This is a genomic window from Streptomyces sp. SAI-135 (assembly GCF_029893805.1).
GTDB lineage: Bacteria > Actinomycetota > Actinomycetes > Streptomycetales > Streptomycetaceae > Streptomyces.
The window spans coordinates 3356557-3380985 of record NZ_JARXYP010000002.1 but is presented as its reverse complement, the minus strand read 5'-3'; the positions used below and the strand labels follow the sequence as shown (position 1 = coordinate 3380985).

Below are 24429 nucleotides of genomic sequence, written 5' to 3'. Positions count from 1 at the left end.
TCCTTCCTAGGCGGGGACGGGCTGGACGTGCTGGTTGGCGGGGCGGGGGAGGCCGTAGCGTTCCCGCAGGGTCCGGCGCGGGCCGTACTCCTCGCGCAGCAGGCCGCGGGTGCGCAGGATCGGGACGACGTGGTCGACGAAGGCGTCCAGGCCCGAGGGGAGCACCGGGGGCATGATGTTGAAGCCGTCGGCGGCACCCTGTGTGAACCAGGTCTCGATCGCGTCGGCGACCTGCTCGGGCGTGCCGGCGAAGGTGAGGTGGCCGCGTCCGCCGCCGAGCCGCCCGATCAGCTGCCGCACGGTGAGCCGGTCGCGCCGGGCCAGCTCCACGACGAGCGTGTAGCGGCTCTTGGCGCCCTCGACGGCGGACTCGGGCGGCAGGTCGGCCGGCAACTGTCTGTCCAACTCCAGTATCCCCGCGGGAAGTTGGAGCAGCCGCTCCAGATTGGCCACCCCGTGCCGGTGCACGATGTGGTCCTCCAGCTCCTGCTCCCTCGCGAGCGCCTCGGCCTCCGTGGCGCCGATGACGGGGACGATCCCGGGGAGCACCTTGATGTGCCCGGGGGCCCGGCCGGCCGCCGCGGTACGGGACTTGAGGTCGGCGTAGAAGGCCCGCGCGTCCTCGATGGTCTGCTGGGCGGTGAACACGGCCTCCGCGTACCGGGACGCGAACGCCTTGCCGTCCTCGCTCGACCCCGCCTGGACGAGCAACGGGTAACCCTGGGGTGAGCGAGGGACGTTGAGAGCGCCCTCGACGCTGAAGTACGTGCCCCGGTGGCGGGGCGGGTGGATCTTCGCGTCGTCGCCCCAGACACCGGCCGCCTTGTCGCCGAGGATCGCGTCGTCCTCCCAGCTGTCCCAGAGCTTGAGGGCCACGTCGAGGAACTCGGCGGCCCTGGCGTACCGCTCGGCGTGCGCGGGCTCGGCGTCCAGGCCGAAGTTGCGGGCCGCCTCCGCGCCTGCGGTCGTGACGATGTTCCAGCCCGCCCGGCCGCCGCTGACGATGTCCAGCGAGGCGAACTTCCGGGCCAGGTTGTAGGGCGAGTTGTAGGACGTGGACGCGGTCGCGATCAGCCCGATGTGCTCGGTGGCCGTGGCCAGCGCGGTCAGCAGCGTGAGCGGCTCCAGCGCGCCGGCGGGCCGCTGGGCGAGGTTGCTCCACAGTTGCGGTCCGTCGGCCAGGAACAGGGAGTCGAAGGTCCCGCGCTCGGCGATCCGGGCGAGGTGCACGTAGTGGTCGAGCGAGACATGCGCGAAGGGGTCGCTCTCGGGAAGCCGCCAGGAGGCCTCGTGGTGACCGGTGTTCATCAGGAACGCGTTGAGGTGGAGCTGTCGTGCGGTCATGCGGGGTCCTCCGTGACGCCCAGTGCGGCCAGCAGCCGTTCGCGGTACTCGCCCAGCAGGGGATCCCGGTACGAGCGCGGGTGCGGGCGGTCGATGGTCAGGTCGAGGCCGATACGGCCCTGCGCGAGTACGAGCACCCGGTCGGCGAGCACGATCGCCTCGTCCACGTCGTGCGTCACGAGCAGCACCGACGGCTGGTGCCGCTTCCACAGCTCCCGCAGCAACGCGTGCATCTTGATCCGCGTCAACGCGTCCAGCGCCCCGAACGGCTCGTCGGCGAGCAGGAGGTCCGGTTCCCGGACCAGGGACCGCGCCAGCGCCGCACGCTGGGCCTCCCCGCCGGACAGCTCACTGGGCCAGGCCCGCTCGCGCCCCTTCAGACCGACCTCGGCGAGAGCCTCCCGGGCCCTGTCCTGACCGTCGGTGCCCAGCAGGACGTTGTCCAGCACCCGCCGCCAGGGCAGCAGCCGCGAGTCCTGGAAGACCACGGACACCCTTTCCGGAGCGGTGAGCCGACCGCTGCCCGCCACCTCGTGGTCCAGCCCCGCCACCGCCCGCAGCAGCGTGCTCTTGCCGGAGCCGCTGTGCCCGAGCAGGGCGACGAACTGACCGGCCGGGATGTCGAGGTCGATGCCGTCGAGGACGGTCCGCCCGTCGAACGACCGGGTGAGGCCGCGCAGTTGTACGGCGGGCCGGGTCAGCTGCTCAGTGTGCGGCGCCATGACAGCACCCTCCGTTCGATCAGACGGACCGCGCTGTCGGAGACCAGGCCGAAGACCCCGTAGACGACGAGACCGACGAGGATCACGTCGCTTTGGCCGTAGTTCTGGGCCTGGAACATCATGTAGCCGAGTCCGCTGGTGGCGTTGATCTGCTCCAGGACGACCAGACCGAGCCAGGAGCCGGTGACGCCGAGCCGGAGTCCCACGAAGAATCCGGGCAGCGCGCCGGGGATGACGATCTGCCGTACGAAGGCGAACCTCGACAGCCCCTGGACCTCGGCGAGTTCGACGTAGCGGTGGTCGATGCCGGCCAGCGCGGCATGGGTGTTCAGATAGATCGGGATGTAGACGACGATCGCGATGATGGCGACCTTGAAGGACTCGCCGATGCCCAGCCAGAGGATGAACAGCGGGATCAGACCGAGGGTGGGGATCGCCCGGTTGAGGTTCACCGTCCCGTCGATCAGTGCCTCGCCGACCCGGCTGAGCCCGGCGGCCAGGGCCAGCAGGACGCCCGCGGCCAGTCCGATCGTGAAGCCGGACGCCGCCCGCCGGAGCGAGGTCAGGATGTCGGTGGGCAGGGTCCCGGCGGTCCACAGATGGGCGCCGGTCTCCACCACCGTCCACGGCGCGGGGATCGCGGCCGGGTCGAGCCGTCCCGCGGCGGAGGCGGCGGCCCACAGGGCGAGGAGGAGGAGAGGACCGACGAGCCGGGCCGCGGGCAGTCGCCGGCCGGGGGAGAGCCGCCGGCGCCTGCGGACCTCCGTGCTCACCTCGGGGGTGGCGACGGCGACCGTCGTGGTCACGGCGCTCACCGCCGGTACTCCGCCGGTACGGACTTCGCGGCGATGCCCTCGAAGCGGTGGTCGAACAGCTCGCCGACGTCGAACTTCTTCACGAAGCCGCCCTCCGCCAGCAGATCCGCGGTCTCCTGCTCCCACTTGATCGCCTCGTCCCACTTCGGCGGGAACAGCGGCTTGTTGGCCAGCGCGGACACCGCCTTCGCCTGTGCGAGGGTCAGGTTCTGCGTCTTCACGTAGAACTCCTCGTTCCAGATGTCGGGGTTCTCGTACGTCCACACCTGGCCCTTGGCCCAGTACGGGATGTACGCGGCGACCGCGGCGGCCTTCGCGGGGTCGCCCAGCACCGAGGTCGGCGCCCACAGCAGATTGAGCAGGTCGACCACGTCGGTGGTGATGGACCGGGCGCCCTTGGCCTCGTACTGCTTGAGGTAGGCGGGGGCCTGGCTGTTGGCGAGCGGCGCCACGTCCACCTGACCGGACTGCAGGGCCGTGAGGAACTGGTTGCTGGTCAGCGGGACCAGCTTCACCTCGTCGTAGGCGATCCGGGCCTTCTTCAACGCCCGCAGCAGGACGACACCCTGGGCCTGGCCCTGGGAGAACGCGAGCTTCTTCCCCCGAAAGTCCTCGACCGTGCGGATGTCACTGCCGGGCTTGGTGGCGAAGAGGTAGTTCGGCTTGCGGGTGATGTTGAGCGCGACGATTTTCGCGTCGTATCCCTGGAAATGCGCCTGGATCGGCGGGATTCCCGCGTTGTTGCCGACGTCCAGGGAGCCCGAGCGGAAGGCGTTGATGACATCGGGGCCGGCTCCGATATTGGCCCAGCTGCTCACCTTGAACGGTGGATCCCCCAGCCTGCCGAGTTTCAGTTGGAGTTGCTGCGCGCCCAGATATGAGGCGATCTTCAGGCTCGTGCCGGCCGGGACCTCGGTGGCGAGCGGGGCGGACAGGGCGTCCTCGGTGTCGGCGGCGGCACTGCTGTCGGCGCAGCCGCTGAGGCCTGCGACACCGGCCGCGGCGCCGAGGACCGAGGAGAGGAACAGCCGCCGGTCGATGCCCGGCGAGCTGATACCGGACGTGCGGAAATGACGCATGGGAAGACTCCCAGGATCGGTGCAGGAAAAAGTCACGAAGAAATGCGTTCATGCAGGGGAAATGAGCGCGTCACGCGGGGCAACGTGTCAGCAACAAAGGGCGCGACAGTAAAGGTGCGGGCTCATGGAAAGGATGTTCTCGGTTCTCCGGAAGCCCTGTCAACATTCGGAGTTTCTGAATTAAATAGCCTCAGGTGACGCGGCCAGCGGATCCCGGTAGAGCACGTCGAGCGCCACCGAACCGCCGGCCACGGCAAGGACGGAGTCCGGGAAACCCGACGGAACGACGGAAGCCGCGCGGTCGTCGCCCACGCCCGCGCGCAGGGCGGCCAGGCAGTCCTCCCGGTGCAGGATGCCGACCTCGGTCACCACGACCGTCTCCGGGTTCAGCACGTCGAGGAGCAGCCGCGCGGCCCGCCCCACGGCACCGGCCCGCTCCACGAGCAGCCGAGCCGCCACCGGGTCCCCCGCGGCCGCCGCCGCGACCACGTGCATCGGGTTCACGCCCTCGACGACCCCCGCTCGCCGGGCCCGCCGGCACAGGGCCCGCTCGCCGAGCTCCACTTGCAGGCATCCGGTCCGCCCGCAGTCGCAGGGCTCGGTGCCGCCCGGCACGGGGAGATGGGCGATCGCGCCCGCCTGGGAGCGCGGCCCGTGATGCACCTCGTCGTTGGTGGCGAACGCCGCGTCCACCATGTTGCCGACGAACAGATGCAGCACGCTCCGGCTGCCGCGCGCCCGCCCGAACAGCCGCTCGGCGTTGACCAGCGCCCGCGCGTGCCCGTCCACATGGACCGGCAGGCCGGTCCGGGCGCCGAGCAGCTCCCGCACCGGCACCTCGTGCCAGCCCAGCAGGGGGTGCTCGACCACGGTCCCGCAGTCCCGGTCCACCCAGCCACCGGCCGCGAAGCCGACGCCCAGGCAGCGCAGCCGCGGCGACCGGGCGAGGAGCGCGGCGAGTCCGTCGGCGGCCCGCGCCAGGACCGCGTCGGCGTCGGCGCCCTCGGCCGCGTCGTGCCGCAGTTCCCGCACGGCCACCACCCGGCCGCGCAGATCGACCAGCGCCACGGTCGTATAGGGGACGGCCACATGGACTCCGCCCACCACGAACCGTGACGCGTCGAGGTCCACGGGCACATGGGGGCGGCCCACACCCTGGGAGCGCCGGGGCGTCTCCGACTCACGGATCAGGCCGAGTTCGGTGAAGCGGGAGCAGTAGTCCGTCACGGAGGCCGGGGACAGCCCGGTCAGCCGGGCAATGGTGCTGCGCGCCACCGGCCCGTGCTCCAGCACGGACCGCAGGACGACGCTGGCGCTGGTCCGGCGCCGGGACGTGACAGGGGGAGAGGGGCGGGAAGGGGCAGGGGGTGCCACGGAAGGGGGCATGGAGGACCGTCCTCGGAACGGGGGCCGACACGTCTCGGAGAGTGAGGCGGGCCGGAGCCCGCCTCACACCGGACGGCGACAGACGGCCGTGCCCACGCGTCGCAGGTCGACATGGCGACGCGAGGAGAAGTACCGGGACTGGGCGACCATGTCTGGAAGGGTAGGTCAGGAACGGTGAATCCGACCAGACCACTAGGGTTCATTGGTGATTCCCCACAGTGAGCTCCCCGGCGTCCGCTGTACCCCGCCTCACCCCACCTCAGTGACAGGCATCACGCCGGACCCGGTGTAGGCCACACTCTTTGTTCGGAGTCCACCAAGCCGTCGTTCAAGGCTTTGTCGACCGTTGACGGTGGTCGGCTCGAGGGCGCCGGGATAGCGTCACCGTGTCCCCTGTCGATCACACCCGCGGAGTCCCCATGAGCACCGCCGTCGCCCCCGTCCGCACCGGCCAGGTCCTCGCCGACCTGATCCCCGCCTCCCGCGTCCGGGACATCGCGCTCGTGGTCGGCGGCGCCGCCCTCACCGGACTCGCCGCGCAGCTCTCCGTGCCCGTGCCGGGCTCCCCGGTGCCGGTGACCGGCCAGACCTTCGCCGCGCTGCTCGTCGGCACCACCCTCGGCGCCCGCCGCGGGGTCGCCTCGCTCGCCCTGTACGCGCTGGCGGGCCTCGCCGGACTCCCGTGGTTCGCCCAGGGCACCTCCGGGTTCTCCGTCTCCTTCGGCTACATCCTCGGCATGATCCTGGCCTCGGCCGCCGTCGGTACCCTGGCCCGTCGCGGAGCCGACCGCAACGTGTGGCGGACGGCCGGCGCCATGCTCGTCGGCGAGGCGATCATCTACGCGATCGGCGTCCCGTACCTCGCCTACGCCGCCGACATGTCGCTGTCCGCCGCCGTCGCGGCCGGCCTCACCCCCTTCCTGCTCGGCGACGCCCTCAAGGCGGCCCTCGCGATGGGCCTGCTGCCCACCACCTGGAAGCTCGTCAAGCGCTGACGCACATGCGCTGACGTACGTGCGCTGACTTACGTGCCGGAGGCATGACCTGACAGATCCCGTCAGGTCATGCCTCCGGTTGTTCTCCCTCGCGGATCAACCGGTGCGCTGTGGCCGCCGTTGCGACCACCACAGCCCGGCCGCACCCGCCGTCAGCAGAGCCGCGCCCGCGGCCCCGAGGGGCAGCAGGTCACGTCCCACACCGGTTTTCGGCAGCTCGCCCGGGGCGTCCCCGCCCGGTGCCACCGGCTTGTTGTCGGTGCCCAGCAGCAGCGGGGTGGCCGGGGCGTTCGGCGACGGGTTCGTCGTACCGAACGGAACCGGGCCCTGCTGCCAGAACGTCTTCTTCCCGTCACTGGTCTGCACCGGCAGACAGATCTTTCCGGTCTTCTTGATATCGAACGTCGCATCGACGGCGTACGACTTCGACTTACCGGCGGCGAGATTGTCGATGGGACAGGCGAAACCGCTGTTCGAGCCCTCCGGTAGATCCTTTTCTTCGATCGGAGAGCAGCCTTGAACGTTTTTGACCGTCATGCCGTCGAAACCGACGACCAAAAGCCTGATCTTTCCGCTGTCCTTGCTCCCGTCGTTCTTCACGGTGGCCGTGAGATCCGTCTTCTGCGAGCTGTTGTCGACGGAGATCTCCTCCGGCAGTGTCGTCGTCAGCTCCACACCGGCCGGTGCCTCGTCAACGGCCTTTCCCCCCTTGCTGCTTGCCGGTCCCTCGTCCGCGCTCGCGGTGAAGGAGAAGATCATCACCGTCGAGAAGGATGCCGCGACCAGCGATCCGGCGATGGTCGTCATACGACGAGAACTCATGTTCGTCCCCCTTGGCTGCGCCTGAATTCGCAGTACTTGAAGAGGTACCACAAGATTTCTCCGCACTATGCTGGTACGGCGCGAAGTGTGACCATTGTGTTCCACTCGGGACATCGTTGAGGGGGTGCAGCGGATTGCCGGGGAATACGGGAGACACGGGAAATACGAGGCGCGGCGGAGTTCCAGGGCTCCTGGTGACGGGGCGCTATCGCCTGGTCGAGAGTATCGGCCAGGGGGGAATGGGGCGGGTGTGGCGAGCCGCCGACGAAATGCTCGACCGGCAGGTCGCGGTCAAGGAGATGCGGATCGACGGCCTCGACGCGGAGGACACCCGCACCCGCCGTGAACGGACCCTGCGCGAGGCCAGGGCGACGGCCCGGATCGACCATCCGAACGTCGTGCGGGTCTACGACGTCGTCGACGAGGGTGAACGCCTGTGGATCGTCATGGAGTTGGTCAAGGGCCGCTCCCTGGAACGGATGACGGTGGAGGACGGCCCGCTCGGCCCGCGCGAGACGGCACTGCTCGGTCTGGGCCTCGTGCGGGCCCTGCGCCAGGTGCACGCGCGGGGCGTCCTGCACCGGGACATCAAACCCGGCAACGTCCTGGTGGAGTCCGGCGACCGCACCGGCCACAGGATCGTCCTGACGGACTTCGGCATCGCCGCGATGCAGGACGCCGAGGCGCTCACCATGGTCGGCATGCTCGTCGGCTCCCCCGACTACATGGCCCCCGAGCGGGTCTCGGGCCGGCCACAGGGGCCGCCGTCGGACATCTGGTCGTTGGGAGCGACCTTGTGCGCGGCTCTCGGCGGCCGCTCCCCCTTCTCCCGCGACACCACCCTCGCCACGCTGCACGCCGTCCTCTACGAGGAGCCCGAACTCCCCGCCACGGCCGGCCCGTTGACCGACATCCTCACGGCCCTGCTGGAGAAGGACCCCTCGATACGTCCGGGCCTGGACGAGGTCGAGTCGTCGCTGAACGCGGTCGCGCTCCCCGCCCCCACACCGACTCTGCGCATGGAGCCGGGGGCGGAGACGGGGACGCCGGAACGGGAACGTCCGGAGGCTTCCGAGCGGGACCGGGATGGAGGCGACGGGGGTTCGGCGGCGCAGGAGGCGGACCTGGGCCGGCGGGACGACCCCAGGGAGCCGAGTGGTGCGGACGGTTCGGGAGTTACGGATGGAGCGGGTACAGCGGGCGGCCGGGGGACAGGGGACTCGCCGGACGCCGTGACTCCGTCGGAGCCATCGGTACCGTCGGTGCCGTCGGGTGCTCCGGCGGAGCCCTCGGGTACTCCGGCGGGCCTGCCCGACGGTTCCGCGGACCCGCCCGACGCCCCGTCGTGGACACCGCGGGAGTCGCCCACGCCGGCCTATCTGGGGACCCGGGTCGTCAGGGCCGTACGGGATCCGAGGGTGCCGACGCCCGAGGCCGTGCCCGAGGCGGCCGTGGACGAGCCCGCCGTCGCGGAGCCGTCGGATGCGGTGCCGGGGCGTACGGGTGTCGCGGAGGGCCCAGTGTCGGAGGCGTCCGCGCCAGAGGCGTCCGCGCCTGAGGAGTCCGCGTCTGAGGAGTCCGCGCCGGAGGTGCCCCGGCCCGCAGAGCCCTCGGATGCCGTGCCGTCCGCCACCCCGCCGGAAGTGGCCGCCTCGTCCGACGCGGAGGGCGCCGAGCCCGTGGCCGTACAGCCGCAGGCCACCGTCGGCCTCCGCCCCAGCGCCTCCACCGAGGCCGTCTCCGAGGAGCGTTCGGAGGTCCGGTCGGAGGCGCCGTCCGGGAACTCGGCGGGGGCCGCGCTGCGCGCCGGGGCCACCACGACCAGCACTCCCCTCGCGAGCGCCCCCACCCAGGACTCCCTCGCGGCGGGCGCCCCCACGGAGCACTTCCCGATGCCGGACGCGCCGACCCGGGACACCCCCACCCGCGTGGCCTCCGCACCCACCCGGGTCGGCCAGGCGCCGACGGCCCGCCGTCGATCCGACCAGCCCGGTGTCTCGCTGGTCCGCGGCGGTCAGGCCGTACCCGGTCAGCACCCCGGCCAGGTCCGCGACCCGGCGGAGTCCGGCGGCACCGACCCCGGCCCCCGCCCTGACCCCCGCACCGACCCCGACCCCCGCCCCGATCCCGGCCAGGACCCCGACCCGGCCCTGGTCCTCGGCCCCCACCCGCACCGCGTCTCCCCGGGCGAACTCCCCGGCGCCGCCCCGCACCGCGGCCGGCGCCGGGCCGCCCTGGTCGCCGCGGGAAGCATGGTGGCCGCAAGTGCCGTCGTGGTCGCGATCATCCTCGCCACCACGTCGGGCTCGCCCGGCGACGACAAGGCGGGCGGCTCCCCGTCGGCCTCCGTCTCCGCCTCGGAACCCGGCGCCTCCACCCCGGGCGGCACCCCGTCCTCCACCGTCGAGGGCACCTCCCGCCCCCGTTCGCTCCCGCCGGGCGCCCACGAGGAGGCCGGCGGATTCGCGTGGGCCACTCCCACCGGCTGGCGGCGCGACGTGAAGACGGGAGCCGAGGTCCACTACACCTCGCCGGACGGGAAGCAGGAGCTCGCGGCCAAGTCCTCGCTCGCCCGGGGCGACTTGATGGAGACCTGGCGGACCTCCGAGCAGAACGCCCACCAGGGCCAGGACTACGAGAAGATCCGCCTGGAGGAGACGACGTTCCGCGATCACCCCGCGGTCGTCTGGGAGTACACCTTCACTCTCGGCGGCGTCCCCTGGCACGCCCGGCTCCTGGGCTTCAACGTGGGTGACAAGTCGTACCAGATCAACACCTGGTACCAGCCGGACGTAGAGAAGCAGGCCCTGGAGACGTACGAAGAGGTGAAGGAGAGCTTCACCGTCCTGTGAGCCGTCCCCACCGGTGAACACGGGAAGGGCCCCGCGGCATACGCCACGGGGCCCCGGTCACACGTCCGTTCAGCCGACGGAGACCTTGTCGGTCACCTCGTCGGCCGGGGGCGCGCCCGCCCGGCCGCGTCCGGCCTTCTCCTTCACCACGGCGATGACCAGCACCACCGCCGCGACGAGCAGCGACAGCAGCACGGTCTCCCGCCCGTCGTGCTCGGTGTCGGTCAGCATGTAGCCGAGGACGAACACGATCAACGCGGCCGTCGCCCAGGTCAGATACGGGTACAGCCACATCTTCACGACCAGCTTCTCCGGCGCCTCGGCCTGGATGATCTTCCGCATCCGCAGCTGCGAGAAGCAGATGACCAGCCAGACGAACAGGGCCACCGCACCGGAGGAGTTGACGAGGAACAGGAAGATCTTGTCGGGGGAGAGGTAGTTGAAGAACACGGCGACGAAGCCGAACACCACCGACGCGAGGATCGCCGCCATCGGCACGCCCCGGCCGTTGACCCGCGCGAACGCCTTCGGCGCGTCACCGCGCTCGCCGAGCGAGAAGGCCATCCGGGAGGCCGTGTAGAGGCCGGAGTTCAGACAGGACAGCACCGAGGTCAGCACGATGAAGTTCATGATCTGACCGGCGTGCGCGATCCCGAGGGAGTCGAGCGCGGCGACGTAGGAGCCGTCGTCCTGGATGGACTTGGAGTCCCAGGGCAGCAGGGTGACCACGACGAAGATCGAGCCGAGGTAGAAGACCGCGATACGCCAGATGATGCTGTTGGTCGACTTGGTCACGGCCCGCTGCGGGTCCTCCGACTCACCGGCCGCGAGCGTGGCGATCTCGCTGCCCATGAAGGAGAAGACGACGAGCAGCACACCGGTGAGGATGGCGCCGGGCCCGTTCGGCAGGAAACCGCCGTGGCCGGTGAGGTTGGACAGCCCCGCCTGGTCGGCGTCGACGCCCGGCAGGACGCCGAACACGGCGAGCAGGCCGATGACGATGAACGCACCGATGGCGACGACCTTGATCCCGGCGAACCAGAACTCGAACTCGCCGTAGGACCCCACGGAGACCAGGTTGGTGGCGGTCAGCACCACCATCACGATCAACGCCCACCCCCACTGGGGTACGGCGGGTATCCAGCCTTCGAGGATCTTGGCACCGGCGGTCGCCTCGACGGCGAGCACGACGACCCAGAAGAACCAGTACAGCCAGCCGATGGAGAAACCGGCCCAGCGCCCGAGGGCCCGGTCGGCGTGCGCCGAGAAGGAGCCGGAGGTGGGGTTCGCGGCGGACATCTCACCGAGCATTCGCATCACGAGGACGACCAGCGTGCCGACGAGCGCGTACGACAGCAGGATGCCGGGGCCGGCGGTGGCGATACCGGAGCTGGAGCCCACGAAGAGGCCCGCTCCGATGACACCGCCGATGGCGATCATCGAGAGGTGACGGTTCTTGAGTCCGGCCTGGAGACCAGTCATACGGGGAATTCCTTCGTGCCGGGTGTGGGGATCCCCGTACGAGCGGTGTACGGGTCGGTCCAGTGAATCGGAGGCAAAGAAATTCGTGAACCTTTGAATCCAGATCGTTACTTGAGGTTTCCTTGAGGTTCCATTGTCAGGTTCACATTTTTCCTGGCCGACACCCGGGGCTGCTTCCCGGAAACAGCCGTGTCACACTCGTCCCATGCGCGTGTATCTCGGCTCCGACCATGCGGGCTTCGAACTCAAGAACCACCTCGTCGACTGGCTCAAGGCGGCCGGTCACGACCCGGTGGACTGCGGCCCCCACATCTACGACGCCCAGGACGACTACCCGCCCTTCTGCCTCCGCGCCGCCGAGCGCACCGCCGCCGACGCCGACTCCCTCGGCATCGTGATCGGCGGCTCCGGCAACGGCGAGCAGATCGCGGCGAACAAGGTCAAGGGCGTCCGGGCGGCTCTCGCCTGGAGCGAGGAGACCGCGTCGCTGGGCCGCCAGCACAACAACGCCAACGTCGTCGCGGTGGGCGCCCGCATGCACTCCACGGAGGAGGCGACGAAGTTCGTCGAGACCTTCCTCGCCACCCCCTTCTCCGGCGACGAGCGCCACCAGCGCCGCATCGACATGCTGTCGGCCTACGAGACCACGGGCGACCTGCCGGCCATCCCGGCTCACCACCCCCAGCAGTAGCCTCCGGCGGTGGGGCGAGGGGTTCGTCGTCGGGTGCGGGGCGGGGCTGGTCGCGCAGTTCCCCGCGCCCCTGAGCGACTCACCTGCACGCAATCCAGCCCCTCCGGCGTTTGAGGAGCGGGGGTCCGGGGGGCGGAGCCCCCTGGGCGGGGTCGAAGGGGCAGCGCCCCTGGAGGATGGGACGGGTAGGGGCGGCGGGGGCGGGAAAGACCCGGCGCTCACCCCCGACACGTACAAGAGGAGCCACCGTGCCTGAAGGGCACACGATCCACCGCCTGGCCCAGGACTACGGTGCGGCGTTCCGGGGGACGAAACCCCGTGTCACCAGCCCCCAGGGCAAGTTCTCCGACGCCGCCGCCCTTCTCGACCGCTCCGAACTCACCCGCACCGAGGCCCACGGCAAACACCTCTTCCTCGGCTTCCGCGACACCGACTGGGTCCACATCCACCTCGGCCTCTTCGGCAAGGTCACCTTCGGCCCGGCCCCCGCACCCCCGCCCACCGACACGGTCCGCCTCCGCCTCGCGAACACCACGGCCTGTGTCGACCTGCGCGGCCCGACGACCTGCGCCCTGATCACCCCCACCGAGAAGCAGTCGATACACGACCGCCTGGGCCCGGACCCGCTGCGCGAGGACGCCGACCCGCACCTCGCGTACCGGCGGATCTCCCGCAGCCGTACGACGATCGCCGCCCTGCTGATGGACCAGAAGGTCATCGCGGGCGTGGGCAACGTCTACCGGGCGGAGGTCCTCTTCCGGCACGGAGTCGACCCGTACCGCGCGGGCAAGGACCTCACCACCGCCGAGTGGGACGCGATCTGGGCCGACCTCGTCGAGCTCATGCGCGAAGGCGTGCGGAACAACCGCATCGACACCGTCCGCCCCGAGCACACCCCGGAGGCGATGGGCCGCCCGCCCCGCGTCGACGACCACGGCGGCGAGGTCTACGTGTACCGCAGGGCCGGCCTGCCCTGTCACATCTGTGGCGGCGAGATCCGCACCGCCGATCTCGCCGCCCGCAACCTCTTCTGGTGTCCGGCCTGCCAGAGCCGCTGAGAACAGGGCCCTAGAAACCGTGCGGCAGCCAGGGCGCCACCGCCGAACCGAAGCCCACCGCCGCCTCGGCGAGCGCCCCCTGCCGCAGTTCCTGCACCAGTCCGGCCCCCGCCAGGGAGGCGAGGCTCACGCCGCCGAGATAGGCCGCGCCCAACTCCCGTACCGACAGGGCGAGATCGGCCGCGTCCGTCGTACGGTCGCAGGAGGCGCCCTTCGCGTCCCCGCTAAGCCGCCAACGCCCGCTGTTCCAGGGGCAGAAGGCGTCCTCGACCTCCAACACCACGTCCACCGGCGTCTGGTAGGTCCGGGCCTCCAGCGCGGCCCCCACGTCCACCAGCCGCACATGCAGTGAGTCCCGCACCAGCAGCGAGCAGCGCCGGACGTCGGAGACGAGGTACTGCCAGGCCTCGTCGACCGGCCGCCGCCGTGCCTCGATCCGCGAGGTGAGGTCCAGGTCGAACAGGAACCGCCACAGCGCGGCGTGCGCGGCCGGATCCAGCGCCTCCAGGTCGGAGACCACCACCGTGCCCTTGGGCCCGGCCGGCTCCCAGTCCGCCTTGACCCGGTACCGCACGAACCCCACGACCTCCCCGTCCCGCTCCGCGACCACGCACTGCAGCGGGGAGGCCCCGCCCCGGTCGCTCTCCGGGTCGAGCAGCCCCAGCTGCTCCCAGCCGGGGATCCTGGCCACCATCCCGGGACGCCGGGGCACCAGGGCTGCGTAGACCGCCTCGCACGCCTCCAGCACGTCGGCGGGCGCCGTGTACCGCAGGTGTACGCCGTCGGTGCCGGGCGGCACGGACAGCCGTACCCGGGTCGTGTCGATGTCCGCGTTGACGTGGTAGGTGCCGGCGCCGTACCCGAACCGGCCGTAGATCACCGGCTCGGAGGCGGTGAGCACGGCCAGCGGCTCGCCCCAGGAGCGCACGTCGTCCAGCTGGCGGCGCATCAGCGAGGTCAGCAGCCCGCGCCGCCGGTGCGTGGCCGCCACGCTCACCATGGTCACGCCCGCGGCCGGCACCCCGGCACCGCCCGGCACGGTCAGCCGGAAGCTGAAGGCCCCCGCCGTGCCCACACACCGCTCGCCGTCCCACACACCGATGGAACGCTCGTGCTCGGTGAGCCGGCGAAACAGCTCCCGTTCCTCGGCCGACTCCGGAACCCCGCCGAAGGCACGGATCAGGTTGTCGTACCACTCGTCCCAGTCGTCCTGCCGAAGCACCCGCAAGTCAGTCCCCATGCACCATGCCTACCAGGGCACCGCGGGACGAGCGAGGGAATTACGCCGGGCCCGTCGCACGCGGGGCGGGCACGGCCCTTGCACGACTGTGAAGTTGGACCTCGCACGGGGGACAAGTCGTACCTCCTGTGCCAAGCAGGGGGTTCGACGGATAAGGTCCCGAACTAATGGCAGCAGGACGAGAGCGGCGCGCGGAAGCCGAGACGTTCACGGCCCGGTTGAGGATGCAGTGGCACCGGGTCCGCGTCGGCCTGCGCAGAAGCGCCGTGGACTACTTCCGCGGCGACGGCTCGGACTGGGTCGCCCTCGCCGGTCTGCTGCTGACCGTCCCGGTGATCGCGGCCATCACCCTGATGAACTCGGTGTGGTGCTCACCGGCCGCACTGGTCCTGCCCATCGTCGCCGGCGGCCTGCTGCTGCGCCCGGCGAGCCTGCTCGGCCTGTACGCGGCGGCGGCGACCGCCCTGATCGTGGAGTCGGTGCAGCTCGGGCCGTACACCGAGGGGCCCTCCCGGGTCACCCCGGGCGTCGTCCTGGTCGTGGCCGCCTGCGGGTTCTTCGGGCTGCTGATCGCCCAGTTCCGCAGCCGGGTCGGGGTGCCCTGGCGGCGTGGCGGCACCATGCTGTTCGACCTGCGCGAACGCATCCGGGTGCAGAGCAAGCTGCCGCACCTGCCGCACGGCTGGCACCGGGAGATGGCGCTGCGCCCCGCGGGCGGGCAGTCCTTCTCCGGCGACTTCGTGGTCGCAGCCCGTACGAACGGCGGCCGGACCCTGGAGGTCGTCCTGACGGACGTCTCCGGCAAGGGCATGGACGCCGGGTCGCGTGCCCTGCTGCTGTCGGGGGCGTTCGGCGGTCTGCTGGGTTCACTGCCCCCGCACGCCTTCCTGCCCGCCGCGAACGGCTATCTGCTCCGCCAGGACTGGGACGAGGGCTTCGCGACCTCCATCCACCTGGTCCTGGACCTGGACTCCGGCGACTACGAGCTCTACTCGGCCGGCCATCCGCCAGGACTGCAGCTCAGCGCCGGCAGCGGCCGCTGGGAGGAGAAAGCCGCGGAGGGTCCCCTCCTCGGGGTCTACGACGGCGCCCAGTTCGACCCCGTCAAGGGATCGCTGCGGCCCGGCGACGTACTGATGCTCTTCACCGACGGTCTGGTGGAGACCTCCGACCGCGACATAGTGGAGGGCATCGACCGCCTGACGGGCGAAGCCGACCGCTATGTGGCCGGCGGCTTCCACGGCGCCGCCTGGCACCTGATCGAGGCGGTGGCCAAGGACGTCAACGACGACCGGGCGCTGCTCCTGATCTGCCGCGAGGGCCCGACGGCCCAGTCGGCGCCGCACCAGCCGCCCATCTGACCGGTACCCGCCCGCGAGCCGCCACACTGGACCCATGACCGACGAGTTGACCCCGGCCGAGGTGGAGGCGCTCGCTCGTGCCGCCCACGAGGGCCAGACGGACAAGGCCGGACGGCCCTACGCCGAACACCTGAGGGCCGTCGCCGAGGGCGTACGCGCGCGTGGCGGCGACGACGACCAGATCGCGGCGGCCTGGCTGCACGACTCCGTCGAGGACGACGCGCTCTCCGCGCAGTGGCTCGAGGAGGCCGCGCTGAGCCGTCGTACGAAGGACATCGTGCTCGCTGTCACGAAGCGGGCCGGGGAGCCGCCCGAGGCGTACGCCGGGCGCATCCTCGCCACCCCGGGCGCGCTGCTGGTGAAACAGGCCGACCTGGCGCACAACGCGGACCCGGAGCGTCTCGCCGTCCTCGACGAGGCGACCAGGAAACGGCTGACCGAGAAGTACGCGGGGATGCGCGCCCTTCTCGGCCTGGCCGCGAGCGACTGACTAGACGCCGGCCTTCTCCCGGGGCGCGGCCTTCGGCTGCTCGTGCCTCCTGACCGGCTCGGCCGCTTCCCGCCGGAACGCCCAGTCCATGTCGGGCTCCATCACACACCGGAAGACCCGCCGCACCGGCGCGGTGCACAGCACGGTGACGGCGACCGCGGCCAGGGCGCTCACGAATACCTCACCGGCCGGCCGGTGCAGCCAGGCGTGGTCGAACCAGCCCGCGAAGTCCGCGCCCTTGATCAGGAAGCCGTGCAGCAGGTAGCCGTACAGCGTGCCCGCGCCGAGCGTGGTGAACCACATCGGCCGGCCCGGCACCCAGGCGAAGAAGCAGGCCGTCAGCAGCAGCGAACTGCCGAACATGACCAGCACCATGACGGGGCCGGTCCACCAGGGCGCACCCATCTCCTGGGCGGCGTTGCGGTGATAGAACCACTCGGTGTTCATGCGCGGCACCGCCCACCAGCCGACGGCGAGGGCCGCGGCGAACACCGGCACCGCCGCGATCCGCAGCGAACGCCGGCGCACCATGCGGAAGTGCTCGGGCTTCATGACCAGGCCCAGCACGAAGTACGGCAGGAACTGGAGCACCCGCTGGAGGTCCAGGTCGTCACCGATGTCCGGGGTCACGGACGCCAGCATCGCGATGCCGAGCGCGAGCGGCAGCGGCCACCGCACCGCCTTCCAGATCGGCGTGGTCAGCCGCCAGATGAACAGCGCCACCAGGAACCAGGTCAAGAACCACGGGTCGAGAAGGCTGATGTCCATGCCCGGGTCGTGGTCGGCGTAGCGCTTGAAGAGGGAGTACGCCGTCTCGAAGACGATGTACGGCACCGCGACGCCGGTGACGAGCCGCTTCAGCCGGTCCGGCCGCATGTCGAAACTGCGCGAGAAGTAGCCGGAGATGAGGATGAACGCCGGCATGTGGAACGAGTACACGACCGTGTACACGCCCTCCAGGATCCGGCTGTCGCCCTTGAGCGGCTCCCAGGAGTGCGCGACCGCCACCAGGACGATCGCCAGGTACTTGGCGTTGTCGAAGAAGGCGTCACGCTGCTTGGCGGCTTGAAACATCTGAGGGACCCTAGCCCCGGCTGTGCGTTTCCGTAAAACCGGCTGTTTCGTACCCCGTTGTTCACTTCTGAGGCGGCTTCAGTCCGCCGCTCTTGTCCGGATTAATCCGTCCCAAACGCCTCATAGGCGTGACCGCCGCACACCTGTGTCGGTCGTTCGAATTCCCTGCGGACGGAATGTGCGGACACCGTGACCGGGGACCGCAAGGAACCGGCCAGTGGGCGCGGGGCGTCTGTCGGCATGGCCAAACGTTGGCTCACCGGCCGCATATGCGGGCCGCGTTGGTGGCACGATGGTTCTGGCGGGGGTCGCGGGGTCGCGTCCCCGGGCCGGGAGAGCGGGACCGACCGAGGGTGTGATCAGTTGTGGCCATTTCGCTGTCAGTGGTGCTGCTGTTGGGGATCATCCTGGTGGTGTTGATGCGGGGAGGGTCCATCAAGGCCGGCCCCGCCATAGTCGCCGTGCTCTTCGGCTTCTTCCTCGCCTCGACCGGCATGGCCGACGACATCCAACGCTTCCTGGACTCGATAGCGGAGACCATCAACTCGATCCAGTTCTAGCCCGGGACCCGGCACCCGGGACCCACACACCAAAAGGCCTCCGGCCCGATCCCCTGGGGGACCGGGCCGGAGGCCTTCTCGGAGCGGGCGACGGGAATCGAACCCGCGTAGCTAGTTTGGAAGACTAGGGCTCTACCATTGAGCTACGCCCGCACAGCACGCGCCGCGGTCCGCTGACCGACGGCACGGAAGCATCGTACCGGGTCGTCACCCCTCGTCGCACACCCCTCCCGCCCCGCGGCCGCCCGCGCGGCGCGCAAAGAGGGCTCGCGGTGGACCGCCGAGGCGCGTGCACCCCTCCGTCGCACTCCCTCACGCGCCGGGCATCCGAAAGCCGGTCCCGGGTCCACGGCCCCCGGCACGCGACGCGCCCGTCGCTCCGGAGGACATCGCGCCCGTGCCGCGGCAGCCAGGGGCAAGGCGCGGCCGGGTCTCGTCGTCCGGGTCCGTTTTCCCGTAACCGCTCGTGAAATGGGGCAACCCCGCTGCCTGCGGGCATGTACCCTACGTGTCGCACCAGACGGGGTGTGGCGCAGCTTGGTAGCGCGTCCGCTTTGGGAGCGGAAGGCCGTGGGTTCAAATCCCGCCACCCCGACCACCTGCGCGATCAGCTCGCGCGACCGAGTCCGTGATCGCCTTTGGGGCGTGTCGCCGCTGCCGTTACTATGCAAGCTGCACGCCCGTGTGTCTCTCCTACTAGAAGTCCTCCGGGCGGCTATCCGCCGGAGCCGTTCTGGCCCCGGCAGAATCCGAGAAGTCAGCCACAAGGAGACCGAACCGTGAAGAGCGCCGTGGAGACCCTGAACCCGACTCGGGTTCGGCTCAGCATCGAGGTGCCCTTCGAGGAGCTCAAGGACAGCCTCGACGCGGCGTACAAGAAGATCAACCAGCAGGTCACGGTGAAGGGCTTCCGGAAGGGCAAGATCCCGGCCCGCGTCATCGACCAGCGGTTCGGCCGCGGTGCGGTGCTGGAGGAGGCCGTCAACGACGCGCTTCCGAAGTTCTACACCGAGGCGGTCAACGAGGCCGAGATCGACGTCCTGGGCCAGCCCGAGGTCGACATCACCGAGCTGAAGGACGGCGAGACGCTGAACTTCACCGCGGAGGTCGACGTCCGCCCGTCCATCGAGATCCCGGACTACTCCGGCATCGAGGTCGAGGTCGACGCCGTCGAGGTCACCGACGAGGACATCGAGAAGTCGGTCGAGCAGCTCCGTGAGCGCTTCGCCTCGACGTCCCCCGTCGAGCGTGCCGCCGAGGACGGCGACGTCGTCACCATCGACCTGGAGGCCAAGGTCGACGGCGAGGTGCTGGAGGACGGCGTCGCGAGCGGCGTCTCCTACACCATCGGCTCCGGCGAGCTGCTCGACGGCATCGACGACGCCGTGAAGGGCCTGGAGGCCGGTGGCGAGGCCACCTTCACCTCCGAGCTCAAGGGCGGCTCCGCGGCCGGCAAGGAGGCCGAGGTCACCGTCAAGGTCACCCAGGTCGCCGCCCGCGAACTGCCCGAGCTGGACGACGAGTTCGCGCAGCTCGCCTCCGAGTTCGACACCCTGGAGGAGCTGCGGGCCGACAGCCGCAAGCGCCTCGAGAACATGAAGCAGTACGACCAGGCCACCCAGGCCCAGGAGCGCGTCCTGGAGAAGCTCCTGGAGCTCGTCGAGGTGCCCGTCCCCGAGAAGCTCCTCGAGGACGAGATCAACACCCGCAAGCACAACCTGGAGCACCACCAGCTCGGTCAGATGGGCCTCGACCTCGCGAAGTACCTGGAGATCCAGGGCAAGACCGAGGAGGAGTTCGACGCCGAGACCAAGGAAGCCGCGGTCAAGGGCATCAAGACCCAGTTCGTGCTCGACGAGCTCGTCAAGCGCGAGAAGCTGAACGTCAACCAGGAGGAGCTCACCGAGCACCTCATGCGCCGTGCCGCCTCCTCCGGCATGTCCCCCGACCAGTTCGCCCAGGCGGTCGTCGAGGGCGGTCAGGTTCCGCTCCTCGTCGGTGAGGTCGCCCGCGGCAAGGCCCTGGCCGTCGTGGTCGAGGCCGCCACGGTCAAGGACACCAACGGCGAGGTCGTCGACCTCGACGACGACGAGGACGAGACCGCCGAGACGGTCGAGGCCTCCACCGAGGAGACCCCGGCCGAGGCCGAGGAGAAGACCGAGGGCTGAGCCCCCGGCACCTCGAACGTCGCAGGAAGGGCCCCGGAGACCAGTTCTCCGGGGCCCTTCCGGCACCCGGCCGCGGGACCGGGCCGGGCGCGCGGGCGGGTGCGCCGCGGGCCACGGATCGCGCGCGCCCGGCGACGAGCCGGCGATACCACGGCGCTACGCCCCCGGCGAACACCCCCCTTACCGGGATTCCCCAAGGGGACCAGCGCGTTAGGGTCCATGAGTACCAGGGCAGGGAAGTCCCGCAGACTGCCCAGCCCCCGGACGGGAACACGTGAAGACGGCCCGGCGCCGTCGTAAGACGAGCAGGTGGATACGTGACGAATCTGATGCCCTCCGCCGCCGGCGAGCCTTCCATCGGCGGTGGCCTCGGCGACCATGTCTACAACCGGCTGCTCAACGAGCGGATCATCTTCCTCGGCCAGCCGGTCGACGACGACATCGCGAACAAGATCACCGCACAGCTGCTTCTCCTTGCCGCCGACCCGGACAAGGACATCTACCTCTACATCAACAGCCCCGGCGGATCGATCACCGCAGGCATGGCGATCTACGACACCATGCAGTACATCAAGAACGACGTGGTGACCATCGCCATGGGCCTCGCGGCCTCCATGGGCCAGTTCCTGCTCAGCGCGGGCACGCCGGGCAAGCGCTTCGCCCTGCCGAACGCCGAGATCCTGATCCACCAGCCGTCCGCCGGCCTCGCCGGCTCGGCCTCGGACATCAAGATCCACGCCGAGCGACTGCTGCACACCAAGAAGCGCATGGCCGAGCTCACCTCGCAGCACACCGGCCAGACGATCGAGCAGATCACCCGCGACTCGGACCGCGACCGCTGGTTCGACGCCTTCGAGGCCAAGGAGTACGGCCTCATCGACGACGTGATCGCCACGGCCGCCGGCATGCCGGGCGGCGGCGGCACCGGGGCCTGAGCCCCGTGCGGGGCCACCACACCCCCGCTCAGCCCCTCAGCCGACCGCCTAAGCCCCTAGGAGACAGACAGTGAACGACTTCCCCGGCAGCGGCCTCTACGCCCGCACCGAGGCCGAGTACACCGGCCCGCGCGCCGAGTCCCGCTACGTGATCCCCCGCTTCGTCGAGCGCACCTCGCAGGGCATCCGCGAGTACGACCCGTACGCCAAGCTCTTCGAGGAGCGCGTGATCTTCCTCGGCGTGCAGATCGACGACGCCTCCGCCAACGACGTCATGGCGCAGCTGCTGTGCCTGGAGTCGATGGACCCCGACCGGGACATCTCGGTCTACATCAACAGCCCCGGTGGCTCCTTCACCGCGCTGACCGCGATCTACGACACCATGCAGTTCGTGAAGCCGGACATCCAGACGGTCTGCATGGGTCAAGGCGGCCTCCGCCGCCGCGATCCTGCTGGCCGCCGGTACGCCCGGCAAGCGCATGGCCCTGCCCAACGCGCGCGTGCTGATCCACCAGCCGTACAGCGAGACCGGCCGCGGCCAGGTGTCCGACCTGGAGATCGCCGCCAACGAGATCCTCCGGATGCGCGCGCAGCTGGAAGACCTGCTGGCCAAGCACTCGACCACGCCGATCGAGAAGATCCGCGAGGACATCGAGCGCGACAAGATCCTCACGGCCGACGACGCCCTGGCGTACGGCCTGATCGACCAGATCATCTCCACCCGGAAGATGAACAACGCGGCCGTCCGCTGACGCGGCCCGTAGGATATGCCGCCCCTTGGCACAGTGCACGTCAAAGTGAACCCTGCCAAGGGGGGCCCGAACGGGGGGCCCGGCAAGGTACCGTCGGACATAAGGCAGCACCAGGAGCCGCTGGACCTAGGCGTCTCCCAGGCGAAGGGGAAGCACACCGTGGCACGCATCGGTGACGGCGGCGATCTGCTCAAGTGCTCGTTCTGCGGCAAGAGCCAGAAGCAGGTCAAGAAGCTCATCGCAGGGCCTGGTGTGTACATCTGCGACGAGTGCATCGATCTCTGCAACGAGATCATCGAGGAGGAACTCGCCGAGACGAGCGAGGTGCGCTGGGAGGAACTCCCCAAGCCCCGCGAGATCTACGAGTTCCTGGAGGGCTACGTGGTGGGCCAGGAGGCGGCCAAGAAGGCCCTCTCCGTGGCGGTGTACAACCACTACAAGCGCGTCCAGGCCGGCGAGAACGGCGGCGGCAACGGCCGTGACGACGCGATCGAGTTGGCGAAGTCCAACATCCTCCTGCTGGGCCCCACGGGCTCCGGCAAGACCCTCCTCGCCCAGACCCTCGCCCGCATGCTGAACGTCCCGTTCGCCATCGCCGACGCGACGGCGCTCACCGAGGCGGGCTACGTCGGCGAGGACGTCGAGAACATCCTGCTCAAGCTGATCCAGGCGGCCGACTACGACGTCAAGAAGGCCGAGACCGGGATCATCTACATCGACGAGATCGACAAGGTCGCGCGGAAGAGTGAAAACCCCTCGATCACGCGGGACGTGAGCGGCGAGGGCGTGCAGCAGGCCCTGCTGAAGATCCTGGAGGGCACCACGGCCTCCGTCCCGCCGCAGGGCGGACGCAAGCACCCGCACCAGGAGTTCATCCAGATCGACACGACGAACGTCCTGTTCATCGTGGGCGGTGCCTTCGCCGGTCTGGAGAAGCTCATCGAGTCCCGGGCGGGCGCCAAGGGCATCGGCTTCGGGGCGACGATCCGCTCCAAGCGTGAGCTGGAGGCCAAGGACCAGTTCGAGGACGTCATGCCCGAGGACCTGGTCAAGTTCGGCATGATCCCCGAGTTCATCGGCCGCCTCCCCGTCATCACCTCGGTCCACAACCTGGACCGCGAGGCCCTCCTCCAGATCCTGGTCGAGCCGCGCAACGCACTGGTGAAGCAGTACCAGCGCCTCTTCGAACTCGACGGTGTGGAGCTGGACTTCGAGCGCGAGGCGCTGGAGGCCATCGCCGACCAGGCCATCCTCCGCCAGACCGGCGCGCGCGGCCTGCGCGCCATCATGGAAGAGGTCCTGCAGGGCGTCATGTACGAGATCCCGTCCCGCAAGGACGTGGCCCGCGTCGTCATCACCGCGGACGTCGTCCACTCCAACGTGAACCCGACGCTGATCCCGAGGGACGCGCGCGGACGGGGTTCGGGCGAGCAGAAGACGGCGTAGGCCCACCGCACACATCGAAGGGGCCCCGGTCGACCGACCGGGGCCCCTTGGCGCTTGCGCCGGCGGAGTCCGTCAGGACTTCACGCGCACGTCGTCGCGGACCTTGGCGGTCAGCTCGGCCGCCTCGTCCATCGTGGTGCTCTTGCCCTCGGTCAGTGCGGCCATGTCGTACGCGAAGACATAGGTGACCGTGCTGTGGTCGCCCCAGATGCACACCGGCATGGTCAGGGTCTGACCGGACTCGGTGGTCTTGATCTCCTGGCACTTCATGACGCCGTTCTCGAAGCCCGCGGGGGTGAACTCCTGGGGGCTGCCCTCGAACGTGCCCGAGTCGGTGTCCTTCGAGGAGCCCTCCTTGGCCTGGGCGAACATCGAGTCGACGACCTTCTCCGGGTCGTCGATCGTGCCGTACACACCGGCGAACATCAGGGACTTCGTGCTGAGGCCCGAGCCCGAGGAGTAGGTGGCGCTGACATCCTTCGCGTCCTGAACGCCCCACGACTCGGCGTCCTTGACGTCGCTCTCGCTCAGCGCGCCCAGCCCGCCGTCGCTGCCCTTCTTGTAGTCCCCGCCGAGGATCGTCGCCGGGGCGGTCAGCTTGTGCGCCCCGTCGTCCGCGATGTCCGACCCGCCGCCGGACCCGCCCCCGCCGATCACCAGGTACGCGCCGACCGCGATCGCGGCCACGACCGCCACCGCCCCGAGGACGAGACCGATCTTCTTGCCGTTGCCGCCGCCCGGCGGCGGGGGCTGGGGAACCCCGTAGGGGGCCCGGCCGTACGGCTGCTGCTGCCCGTAGGGGGCCTGCTGGCCGTAGGGCGCCTGCGGCTGCCCGTACGGCGGGTTCTGCGGAGGGACGCCCCCCTGCTGCGGATAGCCGTAACCCGGCTGCGGGGGCTGCTGAGGAGGCTGTCCCGGCTGCTGGGGCGGCGGCGCCTGCTGCGGGTAGCCGTAGCCGGGCTGGGGCGCCTGCGGGGGCTGGCCGTAGGGGCCCGGCTGGCCGTACGGCCCGGGCTGCGGCGGCTGCCCGGGCTGCTGGGGCTGCCCGTACGGGCCCGGCTGGTTGTGACTCATCTCTGGGTTCCCCTCCAGATGCTTATGTGTTCCCGACATCCTGGCCCAGGCCAGGTCGCCGCACGGCATCGGGGGCCCCACCG

20 protein-coding genes, 2 tRNA genes and 1 pseudogene are annotated in these 24429 nt (G+C 70.3%); 12 read left to right on the top strand and 11 right to left on the bottom strand.

The window, feature by feature from the left end; genetic code table 11:
* Nucleotides 1-6 precede the first annotated feature (6 nt).
* The 5 genes from M2163_RS19710 to M2163_RS19690 all read right to left on the bottom strand — a co-directional run bounded on the left by M2163_RS19710 (nucleotide 7) and on the right by M2163_RS19690 (nucleotide 5346).
* Nucleotides 7-1344, bottom strand: coding sequence for an LLM class flavin-dependent oxidoreductase (locus M2163_RS19710; protein ID WP_280894584.1), 1338 nt, complete (start codon nucleotides 1342-1344; stop codon nucleotides 7-9).
* Nucleotides 1341-2066 carry an ABC transporter ATP-binding protein gene (locus M2163_RS19705; protein WP_280894583.1) on the bottom strand — a complete coding sequence of 242 codons (726 nt, stop codon included), beginning with the start codon at nucleotides 2064-2066 and terminating at the stop codon, nucleotides 1341-1343. Before M2163_RS19705 ends, M2163_RS19710 begins: the two co-directional genes overlap by 4 nt.
* Nucleotides 2042-2881: an ABC transporter permease gene (locus M2163_RS19700; protein ID WP_280894582.1), complete on the bottom strand. Its 840-nt coding sequence runs from the start codon at nucleotides 2879-2881 to the stop codon at nucleotides 2042-2044. Before M2163_RS19700 ends, M2163_RS19705 begins: the two co-directional genes overlap by 25 nt.
* Nucleotides 2878-3960 carry an ABC transporter substrate-binding protein gene (locus M2163_RS19695; protein ID WP_280894581.1) on the bottom strand — a complete coding sequence of 361 codons (1083 nt, stop codon included), beginning with the start codon at nucleotides 3958-3960 and terminating at the stop codon, nucleotides 2878-2880. Before M2163_RS19695 ends, M2163_RS19700 begins: the two co-directional genes overlap by 4 nt.
* Before the next feature lie 180 nt (nucleotides 3961-4140).
* Entirely contained in the window at nucleotides 4141-5346 is a 1206-nt protein-coding gene (locus M2163_RS19690; RefSeq protein WP_280894580.1) for an ROK family protein, read from the bottom strand.
* Between the two features lie 419 nt (nucleotides 5347-5765).
* Between M2163_RS19690 and M2163_RS19685 the strand changes: the two genes are divergently transcribed.
* Nucleotides 5766-6341, top strand: a complete 576-nt coding sequence (locus M2163_RS19685; protein WP_280894579.1) for a biotin transporter BioY — start codon at nucleotides 5766-5768, stop codon at nucleotides 6339-6341.
* 96 nt (nucleotides 6342-6437) lie between these two features.
* Here the strand turns inward: M2163_RS19685 and M2163_RS19680 are convergent, their stop codons facing one another.
* Nucleotides 6438-7163 carry an LPXTG cell wall anchor domain-containing protein gene (locus M2163_RS19680; protein WP_280897285.1) on the bottom strand — a complete coding sequence of 242 codons (726 nt, stop codon included), beginning with the start codon at nucleotides 7161-7163 and terminating at the stop codon, nucleotides 6438-6440.
* 194 nt (nucleotides 7164-7357) lie between these two features.
* Here M2163_RS19680 and M2163_RS19675 point away from each other — a divergent pair, with 194 nt between their 5' ends.
* Nucleotides 7358-10015, top strand: a complete 2658-nt coding sequence (locus tag M2163_RS19675; RefSeq protein ID WP_280894578.1) for a serine/threonine protein kinase — start codon at nucleotides 7358-7360, stop codon at nucleotides 10013-10015.
* 69 nt (nucleotides 10016-10084) lie between these two features.
* Here the strand turns inward: M2163_RS19675 and M2163_RS19670 are convergent, their stop codons facing one another.
* Nucleotides 10085-11497: an amino acid permease gene (locus M2163_RS19670; RefSeq protein ID WP_280851498.1), complete on the bottom strand. Its 1413-nt coding sequence runs from the start codon at nucleotides 11495-11497 to the stop codon at nucleotides 10085-10087.
* Nucleotides 11498-11702: 205 nt separating this feature from the next.
* Between M2163_RS19670 and M2163_RS19665 the strand changes: the two genes are divergently transcribed.
* Together M2163_RS19665 and M2163_RS19660 are read left to right on the top strand one after the other, a co-directional pair.
* Entirely contained in the window at nucleotides 11703-12188 is a 486-nt protein-coding gene (locus tag M2163_RS19665) for a ribose-5-phosphate isomerase (RefSeq protein ID WP_280851499.1), read from the top strand.
* A gap of 248 nt (nucleotides 12189-12436) precedes the next feature.
* The gene (locus M2163_RS19660; protein ID WP_280894577.1) at nucleotides 12437-13246 is read left to right on the top strand and encodes a DNA-formamidopyrimidine glycosylase family protein; all 810 of its coding nucleotides are present in this window, start codon (nucleotides 12437-12439) and stop codon (nucleotides 13244-13246) included.
* Between the two features lie 10 nt (nucleotides 13247-13256).
* Here the strand turns inward: M2163_RS19660 and M2163_RS19655 are convergent, their stop codons facing one another.
* Nucleotides 13257-14486 carry a GNAT family N-acetyltransferase gene (locus M2163_RS19655; RefSeq protein ID WP_280894576.1) on the bottom strand — a complete coding sequence of 410 codons (1230 nt, stop codon included), beginning with the start codon at nucleotides 14484-14486 and terminating at the stop codon, nucleotides 13257-13259.
* A 167-nt stretch (nucleotides 14487-14653) separates the two neighbouring features.
* Here M2163_RS19655 and M2163_RS19650 point away from each other — a divergent pair, with 167 nt between their 5' ends.
* Both M2163_RS19650 and M2163_RS19645 read left to right on the top strand, forming a co-directional pair.
* Entirely contained in the window at nucleotides 14654-15847 is a 1194-nt protein-coding gene (locus M2163_RS19650; protein WP_280851502.1) for a PP2C family protein-serine/threonine phosphatase, read from the top strand.
* Nucleotides 15848-15881: 34 nt separating this feature from the next.
* Nucleotides 15882-16337 (top strand): HD domain-containing protein, encoded by a 456-nt coding sequence (locus M2163_RS19645; RefSeq protein ID WP_280851503.1) that lies wholly within the window; start codon nucleotides 15882-15884, stop codon nucleotides 16335-16337.
* On the opposite strand, the gene M2163_RS19640 is transcribed toward M2163_RS19645, so the two are convergent.
* Nucleotides 16338-17411, bottom strand: coding sequence for an acyltransferase family protein (locus tag M2163_RS19640; protein ID WP_280894575.1), 1074 nt, complete (start codon nucleotides 17409-17411; stop codon nucleotides 16338-16340). It lies immediately after the preceding gene.
* A 365-nt stretch (nucleotides 17412-17776) separates the two neighbouring features.
* On the opposite strand from M2163_RS19640, the gene M2163_RS19635 reads away from it, so the two are divergent.
* The gene (locus M2163_RS19635) at nucleotides 17777-17971 is read left to right on the top strand and encodes a hypothetical protein (protein WP_007382026.1); all 195 of its coding nucleotides are present in this window, start codon (nucleotides 17777-17779) and stop codon (nucleotides 17969-17971) included.
* Between the two features lie 82 nt (nucleotides 17972-18053).
* Here M2163_RS19635 and M2163_RS19630 read toward each other — a convergent pair.
* Nucleotides 18054-18124: transfer RNA gene (locus tag M2163_RS19630), tRNA-Gly, on the bottom strand.
* A gap of 368 nt (nucleotides 18125-18492) precedes the next feature.
* Between M2163_RS19630 and M2163_RS19625 the strand changes: the two genes are divergently transcribed.
* The 5 genes and pseudogenes from M2163_RS19625 (at nucleotide 18493) to clpX (ending at nucleotide 23272) form a co-directional block, all read left to right on the top strand.
* Nucleotides 18493-18569, top strand: a tRNA-Pro gene (locus M2163_RS19625).
* 181 nt (nucleotides 18570-18750) lie between these two features.
* Nucleotides 18751-20139 carry a trigger factor gene (gene tig / locus M2163_RS19620; RefSeq protein ID WP_280894574.1) on the top strand — a complete coding sequence of 463 codons (1389 nt, stop codon included), beginning with the start codon at nucleotides 18751-18753 and terminating at the stop codon, nucleotides 20137-20139.
* A 329-nt stretch (nucleotides 20140-20468) separates the two neighbouring features.
* On the top strand, nucleotides 20469-21074 hold the full coding sequence (locus tag M2163_RS19615; RefSeq protein ID WP_053846476.1) for an ATP-dependent Clp protease proteolytic subunit: 606 nt from the start codon (nucleotides 20469-20471) through the stop codon (nucleotides 21072-21074).
* 70 nt (nucleotides 21075-21144) lie between these two features.
* Nucleotides 21145-21826, top strand: a pseudogene (locus tag M2163_RS19610) (ATP-dependent Clp protease proteolytic subunit).
* 159 nt (nucleotides 21827-21985) lie between these two features.
* Nucleotides 21986-23272 carry an ATP-dependent Clp protease ATP-binding subunit ClpX gene (clpX, locus tag M2163_RS19605; RefSeq protein ID WP_053846477.1) on the top strand — a complete coding sequence of 429 codons (1287 nt, stop codon included), beginning with the start codon at nucleotides 21986-21988 and terminating at the stop codon, nucleotides 23270-23272.
* 72 nt (nucleotides 23273-23344) lie between these two features.
* Here the strand turns inward: clpX and M2163_RS19600 are convergent, their stop codons facing one another.
* Nucleotides 23345-24346 carry a hypothetical protein gene (locus M2163_RS19600; protein WP_280894573.1) on the bottom strand — a complete coding sequence of 334 codons (1002 nt, stop codon included), beginning with the start codon at nucleotides 24344-24346 and terminating at the stop codon, nucleotides 23345-23347.
* Nucleotides 24347-24429 lie beyond the last annotated feature (83 nt).